General features: G+C 75.0%; 23 protein-coding genes. 6 read left to right on the forward strand and 17 right to left on the reverse strand.

All coding sequences use genetic code 11. From position 1 onward, the window contains the following. Positions 1-96: 96 nt before the first annotated feature. Positions 97-1,335, reverse strand: coding sequence for a MurT ligase domain-containing protein (locus LZF96_RS05530; protein WP_233866249.1), 1,239 nt, complete (start codon positions 1,333-1,335; stop codon positions 97-99). Positions 1,336-1,688: 353 nt separating this feature from the next. On the opposite strand from LZF96_RS05530, the gene LZF96_RS05535 reads away from it, so the two are divergent. Together LZF96_RS05535 and LZF96_RS05540 are read left to right on the forward strand one after the other, a co-directional pair. Further along, positions 1,689-1,883, forward strand: coding sequence for a hypothetical protein (locus LZF96_RS05535; protein ID WP_233866252.1), 195 nt, complete (start codon positions 1,689-1,691; stop codon positions 1,881-1,883). 67 nt (positions 1,884-1,950) lie between these two features. Then, on the forward strand, positions 1,951-3,693 hold the full coding sequence (locus LZF96_RS05540; protein WP_233866254.1) for a hypothetical protein: 1,743 nt from the start codon (positions 1,951-1,953) through the stop codon (positions 3,691-3,693). On the opposite strand, the gene LZF96_RS05545 is transcribed toward LZF96_RS05540, so the two are convergent. After that, on the reverse strand, positions 3,681-5,228 hold the full coding sequence (locus LZF96_RS05545; protein ID WP_233866257.1) for a PLP-dependent aminotransferase family protein: 1,548 nt from the start codon (positions 5,226-5,228) through the stop codon (positions 3,681-3,683). The genes LZF96_RS05540 and LZF96_RS05545 overlap by 13 nt on opposite strands. Positions 5,229-5,653: 425 nt before the next feature. Between LZF96_RS05545 and LZF96_RS05550 the strand changes: the two genes are divergently transcribed. Further along, positions 5,654-6,028: an RNA polymerase-binding protein RbpA gene (locus tag LZF96_RS05550; protein ID WP_233866260.1), complete on the forward strand. Its 375-nt coding sequence runs from the start codon at positions 5,654-5,656 to the stop codon at positions 6,026-6,028. Between the two features lie 190 nt (positions 6,029-6,218). Here LZF96_RS05550 and LZF96_RS05555 read toward each other — a convergent pair whose 3' ends face one another. The 5 genes from LZF96_RS05555 to LZF96_RS05575 all read right to left on the reverse strand — a co-directional run bounded on the left by LZF96_RS05555 (position 6,219) and on the right by LZF96_RS05575 (position 12,358). After that, positions 6,219-6,935, reverse strand: coding sequence for an FxsA family protein (locus LZF96_RS05555; RefSeq protein WP_233866263.1), 717 nt, complete (start codon positions 6,933-6,935; stop codon positions 6,219-6,221). A gap of 3 nt (positions 6,936-6,938) precedes the next feature. Continuing rightward, on the reverse strand, positions 6,939-7,709 hold the full coding sequence (locus LZF96_RS05560; protein ID WP_374203115.1) for a polyprenol monophosphomannose synthase: 771 nt from the start codon (positions 7,707-7,709) through the stop codon (positions 6,939-6,941). A 62-nt stretch (positions 7,710-7,771) separates the two neighbouring features. After that, positions 7,772-9,592, reverse strand: a complete 1,821-nt coding sequence (gene lnt, locus LZF96_RS05565; RefSeq protein WP_233866587.1) for an apolipoprotein N-acyltransferase — start codon at positions 9,590-9,592, stop codon at positions 7,772-7,774. A 596-nt stretch (positions 9,593-10,188) separates the two neighbouring features. Continuing rightward, a complete protein-coding gene (locus LZF96_RS05570) occupies positions 10,189-11,856 on the reverse strand; it encodes an amidohydrolase (protein WP_374203103.1) in 1,668 nt (555 codons plus the stop codon). A 61-nt stretch (positions 11,857-11,917) separates the two neighbouring features. Further along, on the reverse strand, positions 11,918-12,358 hold the full coding sequence (locus LZF96_RS05575) for an Lrp/AsnC family transcriptional regulator (protein ID WP_233866266.1): 441 nt from the start codon (positions 12,356-12,358) through the stop codon (positions 11,918-11,920). 263 nt (positions 12,359-12,621) lie between these two features. Between LZF96_RS05575 and LZF96_RS27285 the strand changes: the two genes are divergently transcribed. Next, a complete protein-coding gene (locus LZF96_RS27285) occupies positions 12,622-13,278 on the forward strand; it encodes a hypothetical protein (RefSeq protein ID WP_374203104.1) in 657 nt (218 codons plus the stop codon). A 58-nt stretch (positions 13,279-13,336) separates the two neighbouring features. On the opposite strand, the gene LZF96_RS05585 is transcribed toward LZF96_RS27285, so the two are convergent. Beyond that, positions 13,337-14,515, reverse strand: a complete 1,179-nt coding sequence (locus LZF96_RS05585) for an acyl-CoA dehydrogenase family protein (RefSeq protein WP_233866269.1) — start codon at positions 14,513-14,515, stop codon at positions 13,337-13,339. 170 nt (positions 14,516-14,685) lie between these two features. Then, complete coding sequence (locus tag LZF96_RS05590; RefSeq protein WP_233866273.1) at positions 14,686-16,065, reverse strand: peptidase C39 family protein; 1,380 nt, start codon at positions 16,063-16,065, stop codon at positions 14,686-14,688. A 157-nt stretch (positions 16,066-16,222) separates the two neighbouring features. Here LZF96_RS05590 and LZF96_RS05595 point away from each other — a divergent pair, with 157 nt between their 5' ends. Further along, positions 16,223-16,891, forward strand: a complete 669-nt coding sequence (locus LZF96_RS05595) for a uridine kinase (RefSeq protein WP_233866276.1) — start codon at positions 16,223-16,225, stop codon at positions 16,889-16,891. After that, positions 16,888-18,894: an AAA family ATPase gene (locus LZF96_RS05600; protein WP_233866280.1), complete on the forward strand. Its 2,007-nt coding sequence runs from the start codon at positions 16,888-16,890 to the stop codon at positions 18,892-18,894. Before LZF96_RS05595 ends, LZF96_RS05600 begins: the two co-directional genes overlap by 4 nt. A gap of 5 nt (positions 18,895-18,899) precedes the next feature. On the opposite strand, the gene LZF96_RS05605 is transcribed toward LZF96_RS05600, so the two are convergent. The 8 genes from LZF96_RS05605 to LZF96_RS05640 form a co-directional block, all read right to left on the reverse strand. Then, a complete protein-coding gene (locus LZF96_RS05605) occupies positions 18,900-20,291 on the reverse strand; it encodes a PP2C family protein-serine/threonine phosphatase (RefSeq protein WP_374203105.1) in 1,392 nt (463 codons plus the stop codon). Between the two features lie 194 nt (positions 20,292-20,485). Beyond that, complete coding sequence (locus LZF96_RS05610; RefSeq protein WP_233866284.1) at positions 20,486-20,983, reverse strand: PH domain-containing protein; 498 nt, start codon at positions 20,981-20,983, stop codon at positions 20,486-20,488. A 69-nt stretch (positions 20,984-21,052) separates the two neighbouring features. Continuing rightward, positions 21,053-21,901, reverse strand: coding sequence for an ATP phosphoribosyltransferase (gene hisG, locus LZF96_RS05615; RefSeq protein ID WP_233866304.1), 849 nt, complete (start codon positions 21,899-21,901; stop codon positions 21,053-21,055). 75 nt (positions 21,902-21,976) lie between these two features. Then, positions 21,977-22,249, reverse strand: a complete 273-nt coding sequence (locus tag LZF96_RS05620) for a phosphoribosyl-ATP diphosphatase (protein WP_233866307.1) — start codon at positions 22,247-22,249, stop codon at positions 21,977-21,979. A gap of 40 nt (positions 22,250-22,289) precedes the next feature. Next, a complete protein-coding gene (gene ribH, locus LZF96_RS05625; protein WP_233866310.1) occupies positions 22,290-22,775 on the reverse strand; it encodes a 6,7-dimethyl-8-ribityllumazine synthase in 486 nt (161 codons plus the stop codon). A gap of 132 nt (positions 22,776-22,907) precedes the next feature. After that, positions 22,908-24,335 (reverse strand): 3,4-dihydroxy-2-butanone-4-phosphate synthase, encoded by a 1,428-nt coding sequence (ribB, locus tag LZF96_RS05630; protein WP_233866596.1) that lies wholly within the window; start codon positions 24,333-24,335, stop codon positions 22,908-22,910. 47 nt (positions 24,336-24,382) lie between these two features. After that, positions 24,383-25,081 (reverse strand): nicotinamide mononucleotide transporter family protein, encoded by a 699-nt coding sequence (locus LZF96_RS05635; protein WP_233866313.1) that lies wholly within the window; start codon positions 25,079-25,081, stop codon positions 24,383-24,385. Further along, positions 25,078-25,734: a riboflavin synthase gene (locus LZF96_RS05640; protein ID WP_233866599.1), complete on the reverse strand. Its 657-nt coding sequence runs from the start codon at positions 25,732-25,734 to the stop codon at positions 25,078-25,080. Before LZF96_RS05640 ends, LZF96_RS05635 begins: the two co-directional genes overlap by 4 nt. Positions 25,735-25,973: the final 239 nt, after the last annotated feature.

Genomic DNA, 25,973 nt, shown 5'->3' on the forward strand with positions numbered 1-25,973 from the left:
CGGTGTGCGGCGCGGTGTGCGGCGTCGCCCCGACGCCGGGGTCCCGACGCCGGGCGACCGGCACGGGTCGGGCCGGGGCCCGCGTCCGGCTGTCGTTCAGTTCCCCACGGTCCGGCGCAGGTCCTGGAAGGCCGTGTAGTTGGCGATCGCCTCGATGCGACCCGGGGGACTGACCCGCAGGGCCTCCGTGAGGTTGTCGCAGACCCGGAACTCCAGCCCGGCGACCTCCAGGCGCACCGCCAGGTCGAGTTTGCGGTCGCCCAGGACGGCGATCGGGTGACCGGCCAGGCGGGTGTAGTCCACGTCCCACAGCCAGGAGGTGTCGGTGCCATCGGCACCACGGGCGTTGACGGAGAGGATGACCGGGGTCGGCGGCGGGTCGATGAGGGAGAAGGTCTCCAGCCATCCGGCGGGATTCTTCGCCAGCAGCAGCCGGATGTCGCGCCCCTGGTGGGTGACGACGTCGTAGCGACCGGCCACGGCGGTGACCGAGAACATCCGCTCCAGCGCGGTCTGCGGGGGGACCCCGAAGACCGCGGCGACGGCGGCGGCGCTGGTGGCGTTGGCACGATTGGCCCGGCCGGGCAGCTGCAGGCGGATGGGCCAGGCCGAGCCGTGGGGGTCGACGACCTTCTCGCCGGAGAGCTGCCAGGTGGGAGTGGGGCGCTCGAAGCCGCAGTCCCCGCAGACCCAGTGCTCGTCGGGCCGCTGGAGGACGCCGCCGCAGGCGGGGCAGGACCAGGCGTCGTCCTTCCACTCCTGACCGGCGGCGACCCACACCACGTTGGTCGCGGAGGAGGCGGCCCACACGATCAGCGGGTCGTCGCAGTTGGCGACGACGGTGGCCGGGGAGCCCTCGAGTCCGTCACGCCAGTGGTCGGCCATCATGCGGGTCTCGGCCGCCCGGTCGAGCTGGTCGCGGGAGAGATTCAGCAGGGCGATGACCTTGGGCGAGACGTCCCGGGCCACGGCGTGCAGGTACTTCTCGTCCACTTCCAGGACCCCGAAGCGGGCCCTGGCCCCGGCGGCCAGGGCCGAGGTGATGCCCGCGGGCATGTTGGCGCCCAGCGCGTTGGAGACCACCTCGCCGCCGGCCCGCAGCGCCTCGGCGATCAGACGGGTCGTGGTGGTCTTGCCGTTGGTCGCGGAGACCAGGACGACGTCGAGGTGGCCGGCGAGCCGGCCGAGCAGGTCGGGATCGACCTTGAGGGCCACCCGGCCGCCGATGACGGATCCGCTGCCGCGTCCGGCGGCCCGGGAGACGGCGGCCGCCGCCTTGCCCGCCGTGACGGCGAGCCGGGCTCGCGGGGTGAGCGGCTCGGTGCTCTCTGGCATGGTCAGTGTTCCTCCTTGCCCCTGGTTCCGGGCCAGCCTATCGACCCCGGGGCCGGGACCCGAATCCCACCGGGGCGAGCGGGGTTGCGGATCACCCGCCGTGTGGCGGCGGTGTTTCCTCCCCGGGTCCGGAAGGGTGCGCCGGACGGGCTCCGGGGTCCCCGCCGCACGCTGCGCGGCGGGGGCGGTTCGGGTCCGGCGTCCGGTTCGCCCCACCTCCGCGGCGCCCGCCCCCGGGGCGGGACGGGTGACCGGGCGGACGAGGCGTCACCCGTGTGAGCGGATGGGACTGTTGTTCCTTTGATCCCGTATTAGGTTTTTCATACTCATTGGTTATCGCCCGGGAGGGTCGGATGGTGCTGTCCATCTCCGGAGTTCTGCTGTTCGGGATCATCGTGTTCCTCTTCTTCCGCAAGGACGGCCTGAAGCCGTCCCACGCCGTGGTCTGCTCGCTGTTCGGCTTCTACCTGGCGGGCACCACGATCGGCCCCAGCATCCACGCCGGTGGTGCGAGCCTGGCGAACCTGCTGGGCGGGATCTCCCTGTGAGAACCGAGCGGTCCCCCCACCGGGCGGGGCCGGCCGCGGCCGGCACGAACGGGAAGGGTGCCGGCCGATGAGCGGCCGGACGGCGCTCCGGGGGACGGCGCGGTACGCGGCGGTGCCGGGACGCGGAAGCGTCCGGCTCTGCCGATCCGCGCGCCGACGGTGGGAGAAGCTGCCGCCGGAACGACGCGGCCCGACGGCTGCGGCCGTCGTGGTCGGGGCGGTCCTCGTGTGGTTGATGCCCCTGGGCGTACCCGTGGCGGGAATCGCCGCGCTGGTGGCCGTGGTGGTGGCCGGCCTGCGTCCCGCCCCGGAGCCGGGGGAACCCGGGGATCCCGTGGAGGATCCGGACGCGCCCGCCGTCCGCGAGCGGTGTCTGGCGATGCTGCGCGAGGCCCTGACCCCGTGGCCCGGCGGAACCGGCCCCTTCGGCTTCCCGCCCGACGGCGGCCCCGACTCCCCGGGCGGGGCCGACGCGGGGGACGCCGGGACGGACTCCGGCGAGCCCGGCGAGCCGTCGGGTGACGGCGACGGGGACGACCGGGAGCCCGTGCGCGGTGTCTTCGACCACCGGGGCCGCCCGGTGGCGCTCGGGATCCGCTACCCCGGCTCCTTCCCCGACTGGGACCCCACGGCCCGCGAGCGGGTCGAGGGGTTGGTGACCCGACGGCTGGGACACCGGGGGGACGTCCGGTTCGACTGGGACGGCGAACGCGGCGTGCTCGCCGTCCGGCCGGCCGACCGACTCCCCGACGGCATCGGCGCGCAACCGTTCGTCACCCCTCCCGACACCATCGTGCTCGGCTTCACCGACCCGGAGTCCGGCGACCGCACCGTGCCGGTGCGGCGCCTGCCGGCGGACGACCCCGGTCGGGAGACGGTGGTGCACGCCCCTCCCCTGGTGTGGCGGACGGGTCCGGCGTCGCCGGCGCCGCACCTGCTGGTGGTCGGTGAACCCCGTTCCGGGGTGACCGGGCTGCTGCGGTCGGTGGTGTTGCAGGCGCTGCGACGCGAGGGGCCGGTGGAGGTGGCGGTGGTGGACGGCGCCGGTGGCGGGTGGGAGTTCCTGCGGGGACGCCACGGCGTTCGCGCGGTGGAGCACGGACCCACCGGGGCCGCCGCACTGGTCGAGTGGGCGGCGGTGGAGACCGAGCGCCGGTTGCGGAGCCGCGGGTACCGGAGAGACGCGCCGCCGGCCCTGTGGCTGGTACTCGATCGTCCCTCGGTGCCGCTGGCCGCGGGCGCGGCGGATCCGGTGGTGGCCGCCCTGTTGCGCCGGGGCCGGGCCGCCGGGGTCACGGTGGTGGTCGGCGAACAGATCGACCACCTCCCCCCGGCCCCGGGATGGGCGGCGGACCTCCGCGCCGCGGTCGTACTGGGGGCCGTGGGGGCCCGGGACATCGCCGCCGTGGTGGGTCCGTCCCCGTGGCGGCCCGGCGAGGGACCCGGCGCCGCCCCGCCCACCGGCTGCGGCTTCGCCCGCCTCGACGGCACCGGCGTGCACCGCCTGCGGGTGCCCGTGACCCCCGCGCCGGACGACGTCACGGCCCCCGACGCGTGGCGCCGGGCGGTGCTCGCACTGGCCCCGGAGCGCCCGGTGTCCCTGGAGCGGGTCGCTCCCCCGCCCCGGGCCGAGGGGCCGGAGCCGCTGGGACCGGCGGTGGTCGGTCCGTCGACGGACGGGGAGAACCGGGAACGGCGGACGGCGGACGGGGAGCCGTGCCCGGCCGGACGGGCGGGGCCATCCCCGACCGACGCGCCTCCCACCCCTCCCCGGGCCGCCGGGCCGGGGCCCGGGGTTCAGGCGATGTAGTCGCCCGGCGCCCCGACGGTCCCGAGCCGGCCGTCCGCCACGGCCCGGGCCGCCGCGGCCAGCCGGGTGACCGCCTCCACGGCGACGACCGGGGGAAGGGTGAAGGGCAACCGCAGGTGCCCGTCGAAGGCCCCGTCGATGCCGAACCGGGGGCCGGACGGCACCCGCACGCCCAGGCGTTCCCCGGTCTCCGCGATCCGGGACCCGGACACCCCCCCGGTGCGGGTCCACAGGGTCAGGCCCCCGGAGGGAACCTCGAAGCGCCAATCGGGAAGGTGCCGGCGCAGGGCCTCCACCAGCGCGTCACGGTTGACCCGGACCTCGGCTCGGCGCAGGCGGACCGCCTCGTCCCAGCCGTCACCGGTCAACAGCCAGGTGAGGGCGAGTTGTTCCAGGACGGGGCTGCCGAGGTCGGCGTGGGCCCGACCGGCGACCAGCCGTCGGATGAGTTCGGGAGCGGCCCGGACCCAGCCGATGCGCAGCCCGGCCCAGAAGGTCTTGCTGGCCGAGCCGACGGTGACCACCGCCGCCCCGCCCGGGTCCAGGGCCGCGACCGGGCGCGGGATCCCCTCCGGCGGAGTGTCCAGCCGCAGGTCGGCCATCGTCTCGTCGACGATGAGCACGGTGCCCGCGGCCCGGGCGGCGGCGACGAGTTCCCGGCGCGCGTCGTCCGGGGCCAGGGCCCCGGTGGGGTTGTGGTAGTCGGCCACCACGTAGGCCAGCCGCGGCGCGCCACCCCGTAGCACCGCGCGCCAGGCCGGGAGGTCCCAGCCGCCCAGGCCCTCCCGCATGGCCACCGGCACCAGTCGCAGACCGCTCTGCCGCATGAGCTGCAGGACGTTGGCGTAGGAGGGGTGCTCCACCGCGACCCGCTCACCGGGCGGGGCGAACAGCCGACGGACGGCGGCGAGACCGCCCATGGCCCCGGTGGTGACCATGATCTGCTCGGGCATGGTCGACACCCCCCGCGCGGTGTACCGGTCCGCCAGCGCCTCGCGCAGGGCGGGCAGGCCGGCGGGGAAGTCGCCGTGTGTCCGGGCGGCGGGGGGCAGCGCGTCCAGTGCCCCGGTGAAGGCACGGGTGAGGAGCTCCTGCGGGGCCGGCAGGGCCGCGTACCCGAGGTCGATCACACCCGGATCGCCGTCGGGGGGCAGCGGGTCCAACCCCCGGGTGGGCAGCGGACGCCCGGCGGGGACGGTGGTCCAGCTGCCGGATCCCCGGCGGGAGGCGATCCACCCCTCGGCCCGCAGGCGCTGGAAGGCGGCCGCGACGGTGGTGCGGCTGACCGACAGCGCGGCGGCGAGTTCGCGTTCGGCGGGCAGGCGGGCGGCGGTGGGCAACCGTCCCTCGGCCACCAGCATCCGGATCCCCTCGGCGAGGGACCGGTAGGCCGGTTCCGATCGGCGGTCCGCACCGCTCGCCCCCGGCCGGGTGGGTCCGGTGCGGTCGGTACCGGCGTCGGCCCCGGTGCCCGGGGCGTTCAGCATCCGGGCCAGGCGGGGGGCACCGACGGTCGAGGTCCACACAGGGGTCATCGTGGTCCACCTTCTCCGAATCGGCCCCGGAGAACCGGGCCACTTCCCGTCCCATGGTGCCACGGGGTCGACTCCCGGGGCCCGCGACCGTTCCCCCGGGGGACCCTCGTGAGGGCGCGTGCGGGAGATAAAGAAGCCGGGGGCGCACCGAGGAGGGGAATTGGGTGTGGACCGCGCCCTCACGGTAAGATTCATCTTTGACCTACCGGGCTCCGGGCCCCCGATCCACGGTCCCGACCCCGTGGACACCGGGTGACATCTCTCTCGAGAGGTGACAAACCGGGCGCCGGTGGGTACACGCAAGGGGCGGCACGACGGACGACGCATCTCCCTGAACGGGAATCTTCACCGCCGACCGGACGTTGACCGGATGACGACGACAGCGACACCTGTCCTGTGGGCGACCAGCCCGGGAGGCACGATTCATGAGTGAGCGAGCTCTGCGCGGCACGCGGCTCGTGGTGACCAGCTACGAGACCGACCGCGGCATCGATCTGGCGCCGCGCCAGGCTGTGGAGTACGCATGTGAGCGGGGGCACCGTTTCGAGATGCCCTTCTCCGTGGAGGCCGAGATCCCGCCGGAGTGGGAGTGCAAGGTCTGCGGGGTGCAGGCGCTCCTGGTGGACGGAGAGGGTCCGGAGGAGAAGAAGACCAAGCCCGCTCGTACCCATTGGGACATGCTGATGGAGCGGCGCACCCGCGAGGAGCTGGAAGAGGTGCTGGCCGAGCGGCTGGCCGTCCTCCGGTCCGGCGCGATGAACATCGCCGTCCACCCGCGGGACAGCCGCAAGTCGGCCTGAGGAACGGCGAGGCACCCCCGTCGGCACCGCGAGGCGGAACGGCCGGGCACGGGAGTGGTACGGGGCGGGGCACCGGGAGATCCGGCGCCCCGCCCCGTCGGCGTGCCCGCGTGGCGACGGGCCCCATCCGGGTGCGTCCGCACGGGGCAGCACCCCCCTTCGTCCGGGGACGCGGTCGCGTCGCGCGGGATCAGCCCCCGGAGCGGTCCGGACCGTCGGCACCGGGGAACGCCGGGCCGCCGTCCTCCCGGATCACCCTGCTCCGCGGGGCGTCTCCCCCCTCCGGGGCCTCCGGGGACGGGACACCCTCCTCCCGGACGACCTCGCCGGGAACCACCCGACCATCCGGGCGGTGGATGCGCATTCCGTCGTTCGCCGCTCGCAGGTCCCGGTAGGTCGCCCCGACCGGGCCGCGGCCGGTGGAGGCGACCCGCCGCAGACCGGCGCGGAGCAGGGCGGCCGTGGGCGGCAGGACGCACAGCAGGCCGGCGAGGTCGGAGAGCAACCCGGGAAACATGATCAACAGGCCGCCGGCCATCGTCATGGCCTCACCCCCGCGCCGACCGGGAGCGGGCTCGGCGGCCGGATCGATCGGCTCCCGCCCTTCCCGGGCCGCCTGCTCCGCCCGGGCCTGCCGCTGCGCGGACTCCACCAGTCGGTTCCACGCCCGGCGCCCGGCGTGACGCACCACGAGCGAGCCGACGACGAATCCCCCGGCGAGCGCCAGCAGGACGGCCCAGCCGCCCGCCCATCCCCCCAGCAGGGTCAACAGCCAGATCTCCGTCAGGGCCCACAGGGCCACACCCACCGCCACCAGCGGCCGGGCACGGCCGGGACGGGACCCGCCGGCGGGGGGAACGGAGCGACGGGTACGGGGGTCACGCGGTTGCGGAGTGGCGGAGGTCATGCGTCAAGTGTGCCCGCGACCGACCAGTGCGCGGAAACGGGAGGCGACCCCCCAGGCCGTGACCCGCCACAGGGCCTCCGCCACGATCTCCCGGCTCATCTTGCTGTCCCCGGCGGTGCGCTCCACGAAGGTGATGGGAACCTCCACCACCCGCAGACCCGCCCGCACCGCCCGGTGGGCGAGGTCGACCTGGAAGCAGTAGCCGCGTGCGGCCACGTCCGTCATCAGCCCTCCCGCGAGGACACCGCGGCGCAGTGCCCGGTATCCGCTGGTCACATCGCGCAGCGGGAGGCCGAGCAGCAGCCGGGAGTAGCCGCTGCCGCCGCGCGAGAGCAGTTGGCGGCGACGCGGCCAGTGCACGACGCGGCCCCCGGGCACCCAGCGGGAGCCGATCACCAGGTCGGCCCGGCTCAGCGCGGTGAGCAGTCGGGAGAGTTGCTCGGGGAGGTGTGAGCCGTCTCCGTCCATCTGGACCAGGCTGCGGTAGGAGCGCTCCAGTCCCCAGTGGAAGCCGTCCAGGTAGGCGGCACCCAGGCCGTCCTTACCCGCCCGGTGCAGCACGTGGACGGCGGGGTCGGCGGCGGCCAGGCGGTCGGCGATACGGCCCGTGCCGTCGGGACTGTTGTCGTCGACCACCAGGACATCGGCGTCGGGGACCGCCCGCCGCAGCCGCTCGACCAGCGGGGGGAGATTGGCCGCCTCGTTGTAGGTGGGGATCACCACCAGTACGGGCAGTACCGGGTCCACCGGATCCGGGGGTGCCACGGGCTCCACGGGGTCGGCCGGCCCGGGAGTCCCCTCCCCCGTGCCCTCCGCGCCGGGACGGTGCGGGCCGCTCACGCCGGAACGTCCCGGGACCGTTCGCCCCCCGACGGCAGCGGGTCGGCGGTGCCGGTCGTCCCGCCCGTCCGCCCCGCCCGCCGGTCGCGCAGCAGGACGCCTCCCCACGCGGCCAGACCGAGCAGCGCCAGGCCCCACTCGGGGGCCGCGCCCACCCGGTCGGCGACGGTGCGCTCGTCACGCAGCGGGAGTTCGCCCACCAGCACGTCCCGGGTGAACTCCTCGGTGCGCTGCACGATGGTCCCGTCCGGGGCGACGATCGCGCTGATGCCGCTGGTGGCGGCGGTGACGATCGCCCTGCCGTGCTCGACGGCCCGCAGTTCCGACATGGCCAACTGCTGCTCGGGTTGACCGGTGTGGCCGTAGGTGGCGTTGTTGGTCTGGATCACCAGGGCCCGGGCGCCGGCGTTGACGGTGTCGCGGACGATGCCGTCGTAGGCGACCTCGAAGCAGATGACGTCGCCGAGTCGGGCCGGGCCGACGTCGAGGACCCCGGTCTCCTCGCCGGGCCAGAAGTCACGGGGTACCCGTTCGAGCCGGGTGATCACCTTGCTCAGCTGGGGGCGGAAGGGGACGTACTCCCCGAAGGGCACCGGATGCTGCTTGGTATAGGAGTCGCCGGGGCCGGTCACCGGGTCCCAGACGATGCCCTGGTTCTCCACGTACCCGGCCTCGGTCGGGTGGTCGACCAGGGCACCGACGAGGATCGGCACCCCGATCGAGCGGGCCGCGCGGTCGATCGCGGCGCGGGCCCGCGGGTGGCGGTGGGGGTCGAGGTCGGAGGCGTTCTCCGGCCAGATCACCAGGTCGGGACGCTCGACACGACCCTCCCGAACGTCACGGGCCAGTTCCAGGGTGGCGTCCACGTGGTTGGTGAGGATCATCATCGGTCGACCGAGGAAGTCCATACCGGGCTGTTGGACGTTGCCCTGGACCACCGCGATCCGCACGGTCTCCGCGGGTTCGGTGGGCACGGGTACCGCCCGACCGGCCAGCATGGTGCCGCCGGCCGCCAGGAGCGCCAGGGCGGCGCCCGCGAGGGGCGGCAGGGGGCGGGGTCGGGCGGGGCGCCCCGGGCTGTCTCGCGCCCGGAGGGCCGTGACCAGGCGGAGGCCGACGAGGGCCAGCAGCGCGCCGGTGAGGGCCACCGCGAAGGTCACCAGGGGCGCCCCGCCCCACGCGGCGAGGGGCGTGAAGGGAGTGGAGGTGTTGGCGAAGGCCAGCCTTCCCCAGGGAAACCCGCCCAGCGGGACCCGGTCGCGGGCCCACTCCTGGGCGACCCACAGACAGGCCGTCCACAGCGGCCACAGCGGGAGACGGGAGACCGCCGCCAACCCGGCGCCCAGTGCCGCGAGGAAGAGCGCCTGCAGGAACGCCAGCCCCAGGACCGCGTCCCAGCCGATGACGTGGAGCCACTTCAGCAGCACCACGAAGAAGGGCAGGCCCAGACAGAGACCGATCCATGCCCCCCGCCGGGCCCCGGCGCCCCGGACCAGCAGGCTCAGAGTCGCGACGGCGAGTACCGACAGCGGCCACCAGCCGTAGGGGGGGAAGGCGAGGGCGAGGGCCACCCCGGCGAGGACCGCGCCCGCGGTCCGGGCCACCACGCCGCGCGACGCCGCCCGTATCCGCTGCCCCTTCCGGGGGCCGGGAGCCGGCACGGCACCGGTCACGGCTCCGGCCGGGGTGCCGGAGTCGGCGGAGTCGGTGGGAACGGCCGCGGCTCCGGCCGGCCGGCCGGAGCCGCCGGGCTCGTCCCCGGCACGGCCGGCACGGTCGTCGTCGGCGACGGGAGCGGTCGGGTGGCCGGCCGGCATGGGCGTGGTCCTCACGGGAGAAAAGACGGTTCGGTGATCGACCGTACCGCGTCCCGGCCGGTGGGGAACCGGCCGGGGAGGTGCCGGCCGCCCGCCGGGCGGCGGGTGGGGCCCGGTGCTCTTCGGGCCGGCCCCGGGGTCGCTGGCTGCGGCACCCCGGGGTCGTTGTCTGTTGAGCACCGGACCCCACCCGGGTCTCACCCGTCCGGTCGATGGCACCCGCCATCCGCCCGCGCCGACACCGGACCTGGCTCCCGGCGGGGGTCGTGACAACCCGCCACCCTGTGATCCGACGGCTTTCGGCGGACGCACGGACACACCGACCGGTACGTCCCGTGGTGGACGCGGCCGAACCTACCCCTCGGCTCCAACCGACTGTCAACACGTCCCCGACCTGGAAAGACCTCGCGAAACCGCAGGTCGGGAAGACGTGACCGGCGGGACGTCCGGCGTGTCGGAACGGCCGGGCGCCCCGCCGGCCCGGCACCGCGCGGCGGGGCGGTCACCGGTCGGATACCGATGAACCACCCGTTCGGAGCAGTGGCGACGGCGCCGGGCCGGCCGGGCGCCGTGGAACGGGGCGGGCCGGGGTCGGCTCAGTCCGCCGTGTGGATCACCCGGCCGGCGACCACCGTGCGCAGACACTCCGGGGAGGGCTCTCCGGGGGAGAGGTCGGGAAGACCGGGAGTGGCGGAGCGGGGGTCGGTGGACCACCGGGCGACCCGGTCGTCCGGAGCCTGCACGACCAACTCCCCCACCCGCCACACCGCGTAGTCGGCCGGGGCTCCGGGGACCAGCACCCCGCCGTCGTCGCGGCCCAGGGCCCGCCAACCGCCCCGGGTGTGGGCGGCGAAGGCGGCCCGGACGGAGACCCGGTGCGCCGGGTTCCGGTGGTGGGCGGCGGCCCGCAGCGCCCCCCAGGGGTCGAGCGGCGTCACGGGCGCGTCGGATCCCAGCGCGAGGGGCACCCCGGCGCGCAGGAGTGCCGCGAAGGGGTTGAGCCCGGCGGCGCGTTCGCGCCCCAGCCGCATCGCGTACATGCCGTCCGGGCCGCCCCAGGCCGCGTCGAAGGCCGGCTGCACCGAGGCGGTCAGGGCCAGGTCGGCGAAGGCGGCGACGGTGTCGGGGGTGAGCATCTCGGCGTGCTCGACCCGGTGGCGCAGGGCACGGACGCGGTCGGTGCCCACCCGCTCGGCGGCGGTTCGCACACCCTCCACCACGGTGGTCACGGCCGCGTCGCCGATGGCGTGGAAACCGGCCTGCACCCCGGCCAGCGTGCAGGCGGCCACGTGGTCGGCGACGGCCCGGGCGTCCAGGTGGGCGGTCCCCCGACTGTGCGGGGCGTCGGCGTACGGGGCGTCCAGCAGGGCGGTGCGCGACCCCAGGGAGCCGTCGACGAACAGGTCCCCGGCGGCGCCGACGGCACCGAGCTCCCGGATCGCGGTGGCGGCCCCCGGCTCGGTGACCGCCTCGGCCCAGTAGCCGTGCACCCGCGGGGCCGGCTCACCGGCGGCCAGCCGGAGCAGGGCCGTGAGGTCCTCGGTGGAGGAGATCTCCGGACCGGCGCACTCGTGCAGCCCGCCGATGCCCAACCCGGCCGCCCGGCGGAGGGCGGCGCGCTGGGCCGCCGCGCGCACGGCGGGCCCGATGGAGCCGTGGGCCGCCCGGCGCACCGCGTGGTGGGCGGCGGCGGTGAGGGGGCCGTCGGGGTCGAAGCCGGGGTGTCGGGCGACATCGACCACCCGGTCCAGCAGGGCGGTGGAGGCCAGCGCGGAGTGGACATCCACCCGGGTGAGGTAGACGGGTCGGCCCCCCGCCGCCGCGTCGAGCCGGTCCCGGCCCGGCGGCCGGGGGTCCGCCCAACCGGTGGTGTCCCAGCCGTGGCCGAGGACGACCTCGTCGGCGGGCAGGTCGCGGGCGTGTTCCCGCACCCGGCGCAACAGGTCCTCGGCGTCCCGGGCGCCGGTCAGGTCCAGGCCGGTGAGGGCGAGTCCGGTGGCGGTGGCGTGCACGTGGGCGTCGACGAAGGCCGGGGCGACCAGGGCTCCCCGCAGTTCGACGATCTCGTCGACGGTCTCCGCGAAGGACGCGGCGGCGCCCTCGGCCCCGACCCAGGCGACGGTGTCACCGCGCACCACCATGGCGGTGGCGAAGGGATCGGCCGGGGTGTGGACGGTGCCGCCGCGCAGCAGCACGGTGCGGGGCGGGGCCCCGGCCTCGGGGGCGGGGGGTCCGGGTTCTTCGGGTGTGATGCGCCGACTCATGTCGATCAGTCTCGCGCGAACCCCGCGCGGACCGGTGCCCGGGGTCGTGGGGACCGGGGGTTCACACCCGGGGCGGGCGTGCCTCGTAGGGCGTGGAGAGGACCACGGTGGTTCGGGTGGAGACACCGGCCAGCGACCGGACCCGGGCCAGGAGGTTTTCCAGATCGGCCGGGCCGGCGACCCGGACCTTGAGGATGTAGTTCTCCTCGCCGGCGACGCTGTGGCAGGCCTCGATCTCGGGCACCTCCGCGAGCCGGTCGGCGATGTCGTCGGGGGCGCTGGGGTCGAAGGGCTTGACCGAGATGAACGCGGTGAGGGGCAGTCCCAACGCGTCGGGGTCCACGACCGCGGCGTAGCCGCGGATCACGCCGCGGCGCTCGAGCCGGCGCACGCGTTGGTGGACGGCCGAGGTGGACAGGCCGGTGGCTTTACCCAGGTCGGTGTAGCTCATGCGGCCGTCGCGCACGAGCAGTTCCACGATGTGCCGGTCCAGTTCCTCCACAGTCGGCCAACCTACCCGCAGCCGGGGTGGGGGAACAGTCGGAGGCGGGCCGTGCACACCGGGTGGTCGTGATCGGCCGTCCCGAATCCCGCCCCGGCGCACGGGGGCGCATCCGGCCATCCGGCCTGTGGCCAAGACCACAACCGTGTCGCCGTGTGCGGCGGTGCGCCGCGATTACCGGGGCCCCGCCACGGGCAGTGCTTGCTGTGGCCCGGGCCACAGTTCGGCGCCCACGGGTCACAGTTCCGCATCTGGGGGATGCCATGCGCACCGTGAAGACCGTTCACCGCACCGTCCGGGACGCCGCCGAGCACCGCCCGGAGCGTTCCGTCCCGGCCCCGACGACCACCGGTGCCCGGGGTCGGACCCTCCTCGCCGGCCCCCGGGGGCACCTGACCCCGGTGGAGGACGACACGAGGACCGGACGGCCCGATCCCGCCGCGGAGACCGACCCGCCGCCGAGCCCGACCACACCCGCCACACCCGCCGAATCCACCGCGCCCACCGACGCCGACGGGCCGGGGGGACGCGGGCGCCCCGCTCCGCTCTCCCTGGTCGGGACGGAAGCCCGGGACGCCCGGACCCCCGGGGACACGGGAGACGACCCGACGCCGGTGGAGTCCCGGGTGGCGTGCCCGGAGTGCGGCCAGCGGATCGCCCTGCCGCCCGGCCCTGGTCTCCTTCCGGTACACGCGCTGTGCCCGACCCCCTGGAACCCCTTCGGTCTCACCGTGTGCCGGGGCACCGGTCGCCCGGTGCCGGAAGGGCTCGACGACCCGGCGGAGGGTGTCGACGCGCTCGTGGAGGCGCTCCCGACGGCGCTGCCGGAAGGGTTGGACTGGCGCCTGCGGCCGTTCTCCCACCAGGGCGGTCCGGGTACCCGGCCGATGCGGGTGCCCGCCATCCGTCGCGCGGCCTGAACACGCCCGGAACGACCGGGGGCCCCGCCCGGTACGGGGCCCCGGCGCCGGGGACGGCTCAGTCCCGCTCCGGCGGGCCGATCAGGTCGCGGGAGATGACCACCCGCTGGATCTGGTTGGTGCCCTCCACGATCTGCAGCATCTTCGCCTCCCGCATGTACCGCTCGGCGGGGAAGTCGGAGGTGTAGCCGTAGCCGCCCATGAGCTGCACCGCGTCGGTGGTGACGCGCATGGCCGCGTCGGTGCAGAACAGCTTGGCCATCGCGGCGTGTCGGGCGACCGGCTCGCCGGCGTCGTGTCGACGCGCCGCCTCCAGGTACAGGGCCCGGCCCGCCTCGACGGCGGTGGCCGCGTCGGCGAGCATGAACCGCACGCCCTGGAAGTCGGAGATCGGTCGGCCGAACTGGCGACGGCCGGTCACGAAGTCGATGGCCTCGTCCAGCGCGGCGCGGGCCAGCCCGATCGCGCAGGCGGCGATACCCATGCGCCCGGCCTCGAGCGCGTCCAGCGCGATCCGGAAGCCCTCCCCCTCCTCGCCCACCCGCCGGTCGTCGACGACCCGCACCCCGTCGAGGTGGAGCTGTGCGGTGGGGGATCCGTTGAGGCCCATCTTGCGCTCGGGCGCGGCCGCGCCGAGCCCGGTGGCGTCCCCGGGCACGAGGAAGGCGGTGATGCCCCGCGCGCCGGGGCCGCCGGTACGCGCCAGGACGGTGTGGAAGTCGGCGATCCCGCCATGGGTGATCCAGGCCTTGGTGCCGGTGATCACCCAGGCGTCGCCGTCCCGCACGGCACGGGTCCGCAGGTCGGCTGCGTCGGAGCCGGCCGCGGGCTCGGAGAGGCAGTAGGCGCCCAGCAGTCCGCCTCCGAGCATCGCGGGCAGGTACTCGGAACGCTGTTTCCCCGTGCCGTGGCGGGCCAGGGCGTGACAGGCCAGGGAGTGCACCGAGACACCGAGGCCGACGGTCAGCCGGGCCGCCGCCAACTCCTCCAGGACCTGCAGGTACACCTCGTAGGGCTGGCCCCCGCCACCGTGTTCGGACGGGTACGGCAGGCCGAGCAGTCCCAGTTCGGAGAGGGCGCGGAAGGTCTCGCGCGGGAAGCGGCCGGCGGCCTCCTCCTCGTCGGCCGCGGGGCGGATCTCGCGTTCGGCGAAGTTCCGCACCAGCTCCATCAGGGCCCGGGTCTCCCCGGTATCGGGGGTGGGCCGCGTGGGCAGCGGATCGGGGGCGGGGGTCATCTCGCTCGTCCTCCCTCTCGGGCACGGGGCAGCGGACGTCCCGGGTGCGGCGCCGCTGCCGTGGTGGGCCGGTGCGGCCGGTCCGCCGGATCGCGGCGGAGTCGGCTGATCGCTCCGGATCGCGTGTGGAGTATGACTGATCAGCGGCGTCGCGTCACGGGTGGGAGGGATCAGCGCACCCCGGCCCGGCGCAGGGCGGCCCGTTGCGCGGCGTCGGGCCGCCGGGGGTGGATCAGGTAGCACACCCCGCCGCTGCCGCTCCCGGTACCGCCGCCCGCCAGGGGACGACGGGTGCGCAGCCAGACGGTTTCGAAGGCCCGACGCGGATACACCCGCCGCACGTCGGCGTTGTCGCGGCCCGCCGGGTCACGGACCACGATGTCGCCGTCGTCGGTGAAGCCGGCGACGACCAGCAGGTGACCGGGGGTGTTGTAGCCGGCACCGGGGACTTCCTCCGCGCGGAAGGCCTGCGAGGTGATCACCGGGAGTCCGGCGGCGATCAGGTGCTCCAGGGGGGCCAGCGAGTCCAGTCGGGTGACGACGGCGGCCAAGCCGGGGTGGTGGGCGGCGTACGCGGTGTTGAAGGGCCAGTTGCCGCAACCCCGGTATACGTGGTCGTAGGTGTGGCGGGCGGCGTGGCAGATCCAGGGATCGTCGTGATCCGGGTCGTGGTCGGCGAGATCCTCCGGGGAGGCGGCGTGTCCGTGGTGGGCGAGGACCATCTGGGTGGAGGCGGGGCTGCACCAGGCCTCTCCCCCACCGGCGTACTCGGGATGGCGACCGGTATGGACGTACTGCGACCAGGCGGGTACGTCCAGTTCGATGCCGCGCGCCGGCCCCGGCGGCACGGCGGGCACGGTGTCCCGGTCGGGGAGGTCGGAGGCCATGACCGCGAGCCGGCGCAGGGTGGGTACGGCCGTGACGCCGGGGGCCCGCCGGAACGACACCCGCACCCGGCAGCCGATCATGCGCACGGGGCCCCGCGCGTCGTCGAGGGCGATGGTGTCGGTGAGCACCCGGCTGACGCCGTCGCCCTGTCCGGCGACGGAGCCCCGGCGCGGATCGAGGTCGGTGTCGTGCAGGGCCCATTCGGCGAGGGTGTAGCGGGGGGAACGGCCGGTGTCGGAGTAGCGCACCTCGGCCTCGATCAGGACGGCGGTGCCCGGCGGGGTGTCGGCGTTCCAGGAGACGATGATCTCGTCGGCGGGGACGACGGGGCGCAGCCAACGGGAGGTCCACCGGGCGGTGTCGGAGTCCTCCCGGGGGACGACCCCGGCGCCGTCGGACCCGGAGGTCGGCCGGGTGCCGTCGAGGGTGCCGGTGGCCCAGTGGTCGGCCGTGTGCAGGACGATCAGGTCGACGGGGGCGTTCCGGTCGCCGGCGCCGACGGCGGATCCGGTCGCGGCCCGGGCGGTCGTGGAGGTCGTCGGGGCGAGGAAGCCGCCGAGCGCCCCGCCGAGCAGGGCGCGCCGACCGGTGGACCACGAAGCCGCGGGGCCGTCGTCGGGGATCCGGGGCTCCGGGGTGACGGGTCGGACGGAGTCGGTCACGCGGTGGCTCCCCTCGGGTGCGCGGCCGATCGGCCGCCCGGTTCCGAGCCCAGTGTGACCGGAGTGGCGGGAGCCCGCCGGCATTGGGCCGTCGGGGGGCGGGGCGCGGGCGCCGGACGCCCGGTCCCCGTGGACACGGCGCGCGTACGCTGGCCCGGTGGAGGACGCGCGGAGGCCAGGGTCGGACCGCCGGGGGAGGGAGCCGGGCGGGTGGGCACGGTGGTGCGCCGAACGAGTGCTCGCCCTGCCGCCCTCCGTGGGACCGGTGCGCCTGGTGGGCATCGACGGGTGGGCGGGATCGGGCAAGAGCACCGCCGCCGATCGACTGGCCCGGGAACTGGACGACGCGCCGGTGGTGCGTCTGGACGATCTGGCCGACCACACCTCGCCGATCGCCCCCGCCGAGCGGGTGCTGGCGGCGTTGGTGGCACCGTGGGGTCGGGGGGTCACGGCCCGATTCGGCGTGTACGACTGGGAGTCGCGGCGGATCGGTCGCCGGTCCCGGGTGCCGCCCGCCCCGGTGGTGGTCCTGGAGGGGGTGGGCGCCGTCCGCCGTGCCCTGCGCCCGCATCTGGCGTGGTCCGTCTGGATGGATGTGCCGGCCGCCACCGCGCGGGAACGGGGCCGGTTGCGGGACGGGCCGGAACAGGCGGATTTCTGGGCTCGCTGGGTCCCCCTGGAGAGGGAACACTTCGCGAACGATCCGTCACGGGCACACGCGGATTGTCTGCTTGTCCCATGGGGGGCGGGATACCATGCCCGGGTACGGACATGCCCGGAATACGACGGGTCGAGGTGGGAAGAGCCGTTGAGGGAGTCGTCATGAGTGCCGGCGCGGGCGAACGGCGCGAACCCCGGGCGACGGCCGACCTGGCCTGGTTGCGCGGCACCGAAGCCCATGCGGCGGGGGTGTACGCGGAGGCCGAGGAGTGTTTCCGGCTGGCGGTTCGCGACGATCCCGGGATGGCGGACGCCTGGCTGGGACTGCACGCCCTGCGCGCGGACGCCGGGACGGCGTTGGTCCGGATGTACGCCCACCGAGACCGCTTCGGGGATCAACGCGTCCGCCACGGAAGGCCGTTGGCCTCGTGGTACTGGTTGGGCTGGTGGGTGCAGCCGGTGTTGGAGACCCGGCGCGACCTCCTTCTGGCACACGCCTCCCACCTGCTGGACGGGCGCCGGTTGTCGGAGTTGGACCGTGCGCTGGCCGAGTGTCCCTCCCCCGCCTCCGACCCGGCCGCGGGCTTCCTGCACGCCTGCCGGGCCTACCTGGCGCGGGACTGGGAGACCCTCTACCGACGCACCTCATCTCTTCTGGAGGACCCCCAACTGGGTGTGGAGGCCGGGCTGTTCGCCGGGATGGCCCGGGTACGGATGGACATGTTCGACCAGGCCGAACCGATTCTCGCGACGGCCCTGGCACGGTGTCGCAGCGAACAACCCCAGCGCAAGGAACTGCGGTACTGGTTGGCCAGGGCCCGGGAGGGCAACGGCCGGGGGGCGGCGGCGATCGCGCTCTACCGCTCGGTGCTGGGGGCCGACCCGGAGTTCATGGACGCGGCGGCCCGTCTCCAGGCACTGGTGGACGAGGACCCCATGATCATGGCCTGCGACCTCGACCTGCCGGGTCGCCACGGCGCGCACGACCGGTACGGCCGCGACGGGGTCGGTCCCGACACCGGGCCCCGGGACTCCCACCCCGGGGGGCAGGAGCGATCCTCCCCACCGGTCGGAGCCGCCGCGGAGCCGTCGCCCCCATCCGGTACGGGAGGGTCCGATGACGCGCCGGAGGGGGCGGGGGGCGGATCCCCCGGTCCCGGCGGGCTCCCCCCGAGGGGGAACGGCGACGCGGCGGGCCCGCCGACGGCGGGCGACCGGTGGGGACACACCGTCCTGCGGGAGCCCCTCGACGGCCCGGGGGACGCGGCCGGCGATCCCGGCGGGACGGCCGAGGAGGCCGTCGCCGAACTGGAACGCCTGGTGGGCCTGGAACCGGTCAAGGAGCGGGTGCGGGCGATGGCCGCCCGGGCGCGCATGGACCGCCTGCGCTCCGGCCGGGGCATGCCGGTGCGGCCCCCCGGTCGGCACTTCGCGTTCACCGGCCCTCCCGGCACGGGCAAGACCACGGTGGCCCGGATCATGGCCCGGGTACTGCACGGGTTGGGCGTCTGCCGGCACCGCCGACTGGTCGAGGTCGGCCGGGCCGACCTGGTCGGGGAGTTCCTGGGTCAGACCGCGGTGAAGACGAACCGGGTGATCGAGTCGGCCCTGGGCGGGGTGTTGTTCATCGACGAGGCACACGCGCTGGCGCAGTCGGGATACGGCCGCGGAGACGCGTACGGGGACGAGGCGCTGCAGGTGTTGCTCAAGCGCGCCGAGGAGGCCGGCGACGAACTCGTGGTCATCCTGGCCGGACATCCGGTGGGAATGGGACGGCTGTTGGCATCCGACCCGGGCATGACCTCACGGTTCCCGGTGATCGAGTTCCCCGGCTACGGCCCCGCCGAGCTGACCGCCATCGGGGAGGCGGTCGCCGCGGCGCGCGGTGACGTCTGGGACCCGGAGGCGACCGAGGAGCTGCGCAGCATCTGCGAGCACGTGGTGGCCGAGGGGTGGGTGGACGAACTGGGAAACGGCCGGTTCCTGCGGTCCCTGCACGAGGCCAGCTGCGCCTTCCGCGACGTGCGGCTGAGCGCGGCGGGCACCACACCCGGTCGGGAGGATCTGCGCACGCTGCGGCTGGCCGACCTGATGCGGGCCTACGGCGAGGTGGTGTCCGAACGCGGGATGCCCCGCCCCGACGACCGGGGCGTCCCCCCGGGATCCTGACCGGGTCACCGGACCACCGGGTCGCCCGGAGCGGTCGTGCCCGGGGCCTCCCCCGCCGCCGGGGCGGGGACCGGGGGCAGGCGCAGCGCGAGCACCGCCATGTCGTCGTGGCCGTCGCCGGGATGGTGTTCCATCAGCTCCTCGCACAGCCGTCGTGGGGAAAGGCCCCTGCGCCGGTCCGCGAGTCGGGCCAGTTCGGTCAACCCCTCGTCGAGGGAGTGACGCGGGTGTTCCACCAGGCCGTCGGTGAACAGCACCAGCACCGCGCCGGGCGACAGCGAGCGGTGGTGGCCCGGCCGTTCACGGTCGGGGTCGACTCCCAACGGCAGGCCCGGCTCGCCGCGCAGATACCGGACCCCGCCGGCGGGGTCCAGGAGCAACGGTGGCGGGTGACCCGCAGTGCTCCAGGTGACGCCCCAGCTCCCCTCCCCGGGACTCCGGGGGTTCCGGGGGCTCTTCGGGTTCCCGGCGCTCTCCGGGGCGACCCGGACCAGGCAGGCGGTGGTCATCGGGTTGTCCGTCATGGCCGCTCCCATGCGATCCAGCCGACGCAGCACCTCCGCCGGCGATTCGCGCCGGTCGCACAGGAGGGCGCGCAGCATGTTGCGGGTGCGGGACATGGTGGCCGCCGCCCGCAGGTCGTGGCCGATGACGTCACCGATCACGGCCACCAGCGCGCCGTCGGGCAGGGACAGTGCGTCGTACCAGTCCCCGCCGAGCCGACCCGGTACGGCGGCGGGCCGGTAGGCGCCCGCGACGGTGAAGGGGCGGGGGTCGGGCAGCTCGGGCAGCAGCAGGCGCTGGAACTGCTCGGCGCCGGCACGGACCCGCTCGAAGAGACGGGCGTTCTCGATCGCCACCCCGGCGGCCCCGGCCAGGGCCACCAGCACCTCCTCGTCGCGCTCGTCGAAGGGCCGACCGTCGCGACGGTCGGCGAGGTAGAGGTTGCCGTACCTGCCGCCGCGTGCGGAGAGGGCGATGCCCAGCAGGGTGCGCATCGGGGGGTGGCCGGGCGGGAATCCCACGGAGGCGGGGTGCTCCGCGATGTCGGGGACCCGCAGCGGGCGGGGATGCTCGATGAGCATCCCCAGCACGCCCCGTCCCCGGGGCCGGTGGGTCCCCGCCAGGGCGGCGAGTTCGCGCTCGTCCAGGCCGGCGGTGATGAACTCGGCCAACTCGCGACCGGTGTCGTCCAGGACACCCATCGCGCCGTACCGGGCGTCCACCATCTCCATCGCGGTGGTGACGATGCGGTGCAGCACCACCGGCAGGTCGAGATTGCCGCCCAGCGCCGTCACCGCGCGCAGCAGCTCGCCCGTCCGGTCGGCGAGAGGTGGGCCGACGTCCCTCCCTTCCCGGGCCGGGCCGGGCGCGTCCGCGCCGTCCCCCGCCGTCACGGCCGCTCCCCCGCCGGCGGGGGACGGCGATGGGGGTATCGCGACACCGGGACGGACATGGGACTCGCTTCCCGCTGGAGCCGGACGGTACCCCACCCATGGTGGAAGCCGACGACCGAGCCGGCGAGCCGGGACCACCCGTTCGGGCGGGCCGGTGTCACCCGAACGGCCCGTCCTCGAGGGCGGGGCGGTGCTCAGCCCCCGGAACCGGCGGTGCCGTACTCCTCCACCAGGCGGCGCAGGGCGCGGGTCTCGGAGATCGCCCGTTCCCTGCCCACACCGGGCTGGATGGCCATCACCGCCATGGTGCTGCCGTCCTGGAGGTCCAGCGAGACCCAGGGGTCGCCCGACCGCAGGTTGACGCCGACGATCTCGGGCCACTCCAGGGTGCGGCGACGGGTCAGGTTCACCACCGTCAGGCCATCGGGTCGGGCCACCGCCCGGGGTCTGCTGAGCAGGGCGAGCACCGCCCAGATCAGCAGGCCGCTGAGGGCGATGGCCACCTTCTCCGCCACGCCCCAGGCGACGGCACCGCCGGCCGGAAGGAGCACGGCGATGACGGTGAGGATGGCGAAGGACAGGGCCCCGAGCGTCATCAGCACGACCCGGGTGCGGGTGGGGCTGAAGACCATGGGCAGGGTCGGGGGCTCGGACCCGGTGGGGTCGGCCGGACCGGTGTGTCGCGGGGTCATGCGAGGTGTCTGTTTCCGGGTGGTGGGGTGGAGCCCCGGCGGGGGTCCGCCGGGGCGGGCGTCACGGGGTCACAGGCGGCAGGCGTGGATGGTGGTCGTCAGGATGGCCCGGGCGCCCAGTTCGTCCAGGTCGTCCATGATCCGCTGGGCCTCGCGGGTGGGCACCATCGAACGGACGGCGACCCAGCCCCGGTCGTGCAGCGGGGAGACGGTCGGGGACTCCAGGCCGGGGGTCAGCGCGACCGCCTTCTCCACCAGTTCCGCCCGGATGTCGTAGTCCATCATCACGTAACGACGGGCGACCAGAACGCCCTTGAGGCGGCGCAGGAACTGCCGCACCTTGGGGTCGGCGGTGTCGGCGCCGCGCCGGCGGGCGACCACCGCCTCGGAGGCGAGGACGGGGTCACCGATGATCTCCAGGCCGGCGTTGCGCAGGGTGGTCCCGGTCTCCACCACATCGGCGATCACGTCGGCGACGCCGAGTTGGATGGCGGTCTCCACCGCGCCGTCCAGGCGCACCACGGAGGCGTTCACACCGTTCTCCCCGAGGTGGTGCTCGACCACCCCGGCGAAGGAGGTGGCCACGGTGAGACCGTCGAACTGGGAGACGTCGCGCACGCCGCCGGGGCGGGCGGCGTAGCGCAGCGTGGAGGCGGCGAAACCGAGCGCCATGATCTCCTCGGCCTCGGCACCGGAGTCCAACAGCAGGTCACGGCCGGTGATGCCGATGTCGAGCTTGCCGGAGCCGACGTAGACGGCGATGTCCCGGGGGCGGAGGAAGAAGAACTCCACCTGGTTGTCGGCGTCGATGAGGACCAGTTCGCGGCTGTCCTTGCGCTGCCGGTAACCGGCCTCCTGCAACATGGTCGCCGCGGGGCCGGAGAGCGAACCCTTGTTGGGGACGGCGATGCGCAACATGACGGGGCTTCCTTTGCGGGTGATGTGACGGGAAACGGGCGCGGGCGGGCGGGACCCCCGGGAAGGGGGACCCGCTCACAGATGCTCGTACACGTCCCGGAGGGAGATGCCCCGGGCGATCATCATCACCTGGAGGTGGTAGAGGAGCTGGGAGATCTCCTCGGCGGTGCGCTCGGCGCCCTCGTGCTCGGCGGCCATCCACACCTCCGCCGCCTCCTCGACGACCTTCTTGCCGATCGTATGGACACCGGCGGCCACGAGCTCGGCGGTGCGGGAGGTTGCGGGGTCGCCGGTGGCGGCCTTCTGCTGGAGCTCGGCGAAGAGCTCCTCGAACGTCTTGTTGGCCATGGTGCGGCCCAGCCTACGCGGTGCGCGGGCCGGGCCGCTCTCAACGCCAGGGTTCGGACACGGTGCGCAGCACGGCGGCGGTGGCGACCGCGGCGGTGACCGCCTCGTGGCCCTTGTCCTCGGTGGATCCGGGCAGCCCGGCGCGGTCGAGGGCCTGTTCCTCGGTGTCGCAGGTGAGCACACCGAAGCCGACCGGGACCCCGGTGTCCACGGCCACCCGGGTCAGCCCTTCGGTGACGCCGTGGCACACGTAATCGAAGTGCGGGGTACCACCGCGGATCACGACGCCGAGGGCAACGACCGCGTCGTAGCCGCGACCGGCCAACACCTTGGCAACCACCGGCAGTTCGAAGCTGCCGGGCACCCTGAGCAGGGTGGGCTCGTGGATGCCGAGCTCGCCCAGGGCGCGCAGGGCGCCGTCCACGAGGCCGGTCATGACCTGCTCGTGCCACTGGGCCGCGACGACCGCGACGCGCAGGTCCGCGCACTCGCGGACGGTGAGTTCGGGGGCGCCCTTGCCGCTCACGCTGTCTCCTCGGGTTGACGGTAACGGTTGACGGGGTGACACCGGACGACGCGGGTCGCCGGGGAGCACCGGGAAAGCGACGGATGGGGCCGGGACCGGTGGGAACGTGCCGGCGGGGCGCGTCCCCACCGGTCACCGGCCGGGGCAGCCGGAGAGCGGTGCGACCGTGCCGGGAAGGGCCGTGTCCAGCCAGGGCAGTTCGTGCCCCATCCGGTCCCGCTTGGTCCGCAGGTAGCGCAGGTTGTGCTCCCCGACCGAGACCGGTACGGGTTCGCGGGCGGTCACGGTCAGACCGTGCCGGCGCAGGGCGTCCACCTTCTCCGGATTGTTGGTCAGCAGACGGATCGAGCGCGCCCCCAGATCCTCCAGGACCCGGGCGGCGACGGCGTAGTCCCGGGCATCGGCCGGCAGGCCCAACTCCAGGTTGGCGTCGAGGGTGTCACGGCCGTGCTCCTGGAGCTCATAGGCGCGCAACTTCGGCAGCAGGCCGATGCCGCGTCCCTCGTGACCGCGCAGGTAGACCAGTACGCCCCGCCCCTCCTCGGCGATCCGGGCCAGGGAGGAGCGCAACTGGGGGCCACAGTCGCAGCGCAGCGAACCCAGGACGTCGCCGGTCAGGCACTCCGAGTGCACCCGGACCGGGAGATCCTCGGCCCCCTCCGGGTCCCCCGCGACGAGGGCTATGTGCTCCACCCCGTCGGCGGCCCGGTAGCCGTGGGCGCGGAAGGGTCCGTACTCGGAAGGCAGGGCGGTGCTGGCCTCCCGGCGCACCGGGCTCGGCGGCAGCGGCACACCGGATCCGCCCGCGTCGGGAGCGGGGGTGTCGAGGGCGGAGGGGACGGTGACCGGGGTCCCGGGGAGGGGGGCGCCGGGGGCGGGGGCGTGCCCGGCCGACTCCCCGGCCTCCAGGTGCCGGCGGTGGGCGATGAGGTCCTCGATGGAGATCAGGGTCAGGCCGTGCTTGCGGGCGAAGGGCACCAGGTCCGGGAGCCGGAGCATGGTGCCGTCCTCCCCGGCGATCTCCACGATGGCGGCGACGGGCGGCAGACCCGCGAGGCGGGCGAGGTCCACGCCGGCCTCGGTGTGTCCGGGCCGGGCGAGCACGCCGCCGGGACGGGCCCGCAGCGGGAAGACGTGGCCGGGGCGGGCGAAGTCGGCGGCCCGGGCGGTCGGTTCGGCCAGCAGCCGGATGGTGGTGGCCCGGTCGGAGGCGGAGATCCCGGTGGTCACACCGTGTTCCGCGACGGCGTCCACGGAGACGGTGAAGGCCGTTCCCATGGACTCGCTGTTGGTGGCGACCATCTGCGGGAGGTCCAGCCGGTCGAGATCCCCGCCCTCCATGGGAACGCAGATCAGGCCGCGGCACTCGCTCATCATGAAGGCGACGACCTCGGGGGTGATCGCGGAGGCGGCGACGATCAGGTCGCCCTCGTTCTCGCGGTCGGCGTCGTCCACGACGACCACGGGACGGCCCGCCGCGATGTCGGCGATCGCCCGTTCGACGGGGTCGAGGACGAGGATCTCCGGAGCCCCGACGGAGTCGGGCTCCGTCACGGGCAGGTCGGCGGCCGTGGGACCGAAGGGATGGTGCGGGGGTCGGACGGGATTCACTGCGCGGTTCCTTCCCGGGCGGTGGTGTCGATCGCGGGGACGGGGGTCGCGGGGTCGGCCCGCCCGTCGGTGTCGCCGGCGCGGGTCCGCAGCCACCAGGAGCGCAGCCCCCACAGGACCAACACGAAGTACAGGATGTAGACCAGGCCGGAGAAGGCCAGCCCACTGGAGAAGGCGAGGGGGACCCCGACCAGATCGACCAGCAGCCAGGCGAACCAGAACTCCACCAGACCGCGGGCCTGGGCGATCATCGCCACCAGGGTGCCGACGAAGATGTAGGCGTCGGGCCACGGGTTCCAGGACAGTACGGGGAAGGCGGTGAACAGTCCGCCGACGGCCAGGGTTCCGCCGATCGCGCCTGCGGTGAGCAGCAGGCGTTCACGACCGGTCGCGAACCGGACGACGATCCGGTCGTCCGCCCCGTCCCGGGGCCCCGCCCGCCACCGGTGCCAGCCCCACACGGCGACGGTCATCACCAACAACTGCTTCCCCACTCCCCCGCCGAGTTCGACGGAGGCGTAGGCGGCGACGAGGATCAGGCCGGAGGCCAGCTGCACCGGCCAGGTCCACACCGAGCGGCGCCAGCCCAGGGCGAGGGCGGTCAGGCCGAGGAGGTTGCCGACGAGATCGGACCAGATGACCCGCTGGCCGAGCACCTCGAAGACGGTGGAGTCGAGTCCGTCGAGCAGGCTCATCGGCCCGCCTCCGCGCCCGGGTGGTGCCCGGCCACGGCGGTCGGGGAGCCGGGGGCGAGGAGGCGCTCGACATACTTGGCCAGCACGTCGACCTCCAGATTCACCGGGTCACCGGGCCGCTTGTGGCCGAGGGTGGTCAGGGCGAGCGTGGTGGGGATCAGGCCGACCCCCAGGACCGGCCCGCCGGCACCGTCCGCGGTGGGCGCCTCGATCACCGTCAGGCTCACCCCGTCGATGGTGATCGACCCCTTCTCCACGATGTAGCGGGAGAGCCGGCCCGGGACGGAGAAGCGGACGGTCTCCCAGTGCTCACCGGGCACGCGCTCGACCAGTGCGCCGGTGCCGTCCACGTGCCCCTGCACGATGTGACCGCCCAGACGGGCGCCGAGGGCGAGCGCGCGTTCGAGGTTGACCGGGGAGCCGGGGGTGAGGGACGCCAGGGCGGAGCGGTTCAGGGTCTCGGCCATGACGTCGGCGGTGAACTCCCCGCTCTCGACGGCCACGACGGTCAGGCAGACGCCGTTGACGGCGATCGAGTCGCCGTGCCGGGCGTCGGAGACGACCCGGGGGCCGCGGATGCGCAGGCGGGCGGCGGCCTCGAGCCGTTCGACGGCGACGACCTCGCCGAGTTCCTCGACGATTCCGGTGAACACGGGGGACTCCTCGGTGGGTGCGGGCACGGCGGCGGGACGGACTCCCACGGGGGTGGGGCCGGGCGGGGCGGGGACGCCGAGCGGTGCGCGCACACACGGGAGGCCGTACGGGAGACGGGACATCTCGACCGCGGCACGGGAGTCGGCCACCGGGTCCTCCTGCCTGCTCGGGCATGGACTCCGGGGCGCGCCGACGGCGCGTGGGACAACGAGCGGACCGGGGTTCGGGGATATCGGGC

The sequence above is a fragment of the Streptomyces sp. ST2-7A genome, assembly GCF_021390475.1.
Classification (GTDB): Bacteria; Actinomycetota; Actinomycetes; order Streptomycetales; family Streptomycetaceae; genus Streptomyces.

Bases quoted from the DNA above. Each gene is read 5' to 3' on its own strand.
- LZF96_RS05530 (WP_233866249.1), bottom strand. From the start codon at position 1,335: ATGCCAGAGAGCACCGAGCCGCTCACCCCGCGAGCCCGGCTCGCCGTC.
- LZF96_RS05535 (WP_233866252.1), top strand. From the start codon at position 1,689: ATGGTGCTGTCCATCTCCGGAGTTCTGCTGTTCGGGATCATCGTGTTC.
- LZF96_RS05540 (WP_233866254.1), top strand. From the start codon at position 1,951: ATGAGCGGCCGGACGGCGCTCCGGGGGACGGCGCGGTACGCGGCGGTG.
- LZF96_RS05545 (WP_233866257.1), bottom strand. From the start codon at position 5,228: ATGACCCCTGTGTGGACCTCGACCGTCGGTGCCCCCCGCCTGGCCCGG.
- LZF96_RS05550 (WP_233866260.1), top strand. From the start codon at position 5,654: ATGAGTGAGCGAGCTCTGCGCGGCACGCGGCTCGTGGTGACCAGCTAC.
- LZF96_RS05555 (WP_233866263.1), bottom strand. From the start codon at position 6,935: ATGACCTCCGCCACTCCGCAACCGCGTGACCCCCGTACCCGTCGCTCC.
- lnt (WP_233866587.1), bottom strand. From the start codon at position 9,592: ATGCCGGCCGGCCACCCGACCGCTCCCGTCGCCGACGACGACCGTGCC.
- LZF96_RS05570 (WP_374203103.1), bottom strand. From the start codon at position 11,856: ATGAGTCGGCGCATCACACCCGAAGAACCCGGACCCCCCGCCCCCGAG.
- LZF96_RS27285 (WP_374203104.1), top strand. From the start codon at position 12,622: ATGCGCACCGTGAAGACCGTTCACCGCACCGTCCGGGACGCCGCCGAG.
- LZF96_RS05585 (WP_233866269.1), bottom strand. From the start codon at position 14,515: ATGACCCCCGCCCCCGATCCGCTGCCCACGCGGCCCACCCCCGATACC.
- LZF96_RS05600 (WP_233866280.1), top strand. From the start codon at position 16,888: ATGAGTGCCGGCGCGGGCGAACGGCGCGAACCCCGGGCGACGGCCGAC.
- LZF96_RS05610 (WP_233866284.1), bottom strand. From the start codon at position 20,983: ATGACCCCGCGACACACCGGTCCGGCCGACCCCACCGGGTCCGAGCCC.
- hisG (WP_233866304.1), bottom strand. From the start codon at position 21,901: ATGTTGCGCATCGCCGTCCCCAACAAGGGTTCGCTCTCCGGCCCCGCG.
- LZF96_RS05620 (WP_233866307.1), bottom strand. From the start codon at position 22,249: ATGGCCAACAAGACGTTCGAGGAGCTCTTCGCCGAGCTCCAGCAGAAG.
- LZF96_RS05635 (WP_233866313.1), bottom strand. From the start codon at position 25,081: ATGAGCCTGCTCGACGGACTCGACTCCACCGTCTTCGAGGTGCTCGGC.